Origin of the sequence: Variovorax humicola (assembly GCF_037889915.1) — a bacterium.
Taxonomy (GTDB): domain Bacteria; phylum Pseudomonadota; class Gammaproteobacteria; order Burkholderiales; family Burkholderiaceae_C; genus Variovorax; species Variovorax humicola.
In genome coordinates this window covers 1-1,967 of record NZ_JBBKZV010000092.1, presented here as the reverse complement: position 1 = coordinate 1,967, position 1,967 = coordinate 1, and the positions used below count along the sequence as shown (strand labels likewise).

Annotated in this window: 2 protein-coding genes; one reads left to right on the top strand and one right to left on the bottom strand. The window is 61.8% G+C overall.

The features are described from left to right. Positions 1-117: 117 nt before the first annotated feature. Positions 118-1,365, bottom strand: a complete 1,248-nt coding sequence (locus WKW80_RS37115) for an ISL3 family transposase (RefSeq protein WP_340368547.1) — start codon at positions 1,363-1,365, stop codon at positions 118-120. Here WKW80_RS37115 and WKW80_RS37110 point away from each other — a divergent pair. Then, positions 1,364-1,825: a hypothetical protein gene (locus WKW80_RS37110; RefSeq protein ID WP_340368546.1), complete on the top strand. Its 462-nt coding sequence runs from the start codon at positions 1,364-1,366 to the stop codon at positions 1,823-1,825. The genes WKW80_RS37115 and WKW80_RS37110 overlap by 2 nt on opposite strands. Positions 1,826-1,967: the final 142 nt, after the last annotated feature.

The following is a 1,967-nucleotide window of genomic DNA, read 5'->3' as shown; positions in this document are numbered from 1 at the left end:
CCCTCGCAAACCAGAGAGGACCGCCGGCGCATCAAGGAACTCGAGCGCGAAGTCCGACGCAAGGACAAGGCCCTGGCCGAGACGGCAGCGTTGCTGGTGCTCTCAAAAAAAGGTTCGTCAGAAAAATTTGTGGGCGAGTTTTGGCTCGGGGAGCTTGCCGAGCACGTGATACAGAGAGAGTTCGGCGATGTGGAAGGTCCGATAGCCGTATGCTTTTCTCATGGTGACTTTGGCCTTGTTGTTCAGCCCCTCGATGACGCCACTGGAGAATTGTTTTTTGGCGCGAAAGTAGTTGAGCAGCAACTCCCGATGGGCGCGCACCGTGCGGGCGAACTTCTTCACCGGATCGATGCGTGATCGCATTGCGCGGGCACACCAACGATCGAGGTACTTGGCGGCCCAAGTTGGGGAGTCGTAGTCCCAGAACTGCTGGAACTCCTCTTTGAGCAGATAGGCACGTGCGCTTTTCAGGTTGTAGCCCAGCAATTCGCGAAGGCTCATGCGCTGCTGGTCGGTCAGGTTCTCGGGGCGCTTGAGCAAACACCAGCGCTTCTTCTTGAGCACGGGCTCGTAGCCTTCGCGTGCCATGCGACGTGCCTCGGTGGCGCGTACGTCGTCCAGCGCCAGGTTGAGCTTGGCCACCACGTGGAAGCGGTCCAGGATGTTGAGTGCTGCAGTGCAGTGCTTGGCAATGAGGTCGGGGTAGGGCTGCCACATGTCCGAGCAGACGAACTCGATCTTGGCCGCCAGTTCCTGGCCGATCATCTCGAAGAACTGCTCGAAGCTGTGCTTCGTGCGTTCCTTGCCGACCCACAGCAGCCGCACGCAATCGGCCTCGATCTGGTAGACCAGCGTCAGATAGTCGTGGCCTCGCCCCCACTGGATCTCGTCTACTCCGATGGCCCGCACCGAGCCCAGGTCGCGGTGCTCGAGGCCCCACTGCACAACGTACTCCACTGCCTGGCAGACCTGTTCCCAGGTGGTGCGAAAGCTCAGCGCAGTCTCGCTCCACGACAGCTTGCGCGCCCAATGGGCCAGGTGCAGCATGTAGGCTCGCGTCAGGGTGTGCTTGCCGATGCCCCAAGGCACCTGTTCGACCTTCACGCCGCACTGGCGACACTGCACGCGCCTCATGCAATACAGTAGCTGCACGGCATAACCCCAGATCGGAATGAACTCGAAGCGCCGCACGGGCAGTACGTCATATCCAGGCGCGCAGCCGCCGCAGCACGAGCAGCGCGCCCGGGAGCCTCGACGCGGGCGCACGTCAATCTCGATGGTGCTGGTGGTTTCGATCAGGCGCACTGCTGCGTAGACGAAGCCTGGAAAGTGGTGACAGGCATTGAGCAAGCGGGTCAGCAGCATGGTCAACCCCCGTGGCAGCGTGGACGGTGCATCCATTGTTACGCCGCACGACGCGCAGCGGCTGCGCCAGGCATGCCCGGATCTGGACAATTGGCCGAACTCGTGGAGCTACGACCAGCCGGACCTCGCAGTCGGCCAGCGGATCATCGAGGTGCTCATCCCCTTCCTGCTCGACCTGCTGAATCAGGGACTGGCGCGCCAGACCGTGAGGCGGCACCGCGACAATCTCTGGGCCCTCGGTGGCGAACTCGTGCGACGCCGCTACGAAGACGACGACTTGGCCCGGATGGACGTCTCCGACGCCCTTGAGCAACTCATGCAAGGCGATGGCGGTCCATTCATGGGGTCACGCATCAGTGAAGCAGAACAGGACTCACTGGACGCCACATGTAGAAAGCTGCGTCGGTTCCTGAGCGCGTCGTCCGGCCCCGTCGGCCTGCCAAAAAGCACCCACAAATAGTCCCAACGAACCCAAAAAAATGCGAGGCGATCTTCAGAAGAAACACGCAGGGCGAGGACGAATGATTGGCCTCGAAGATCGCCAGGAACATGCCCGAGACATCGAAGCCGCGCGCCGATCTGGCGCCCGGTTGCACGAGGCC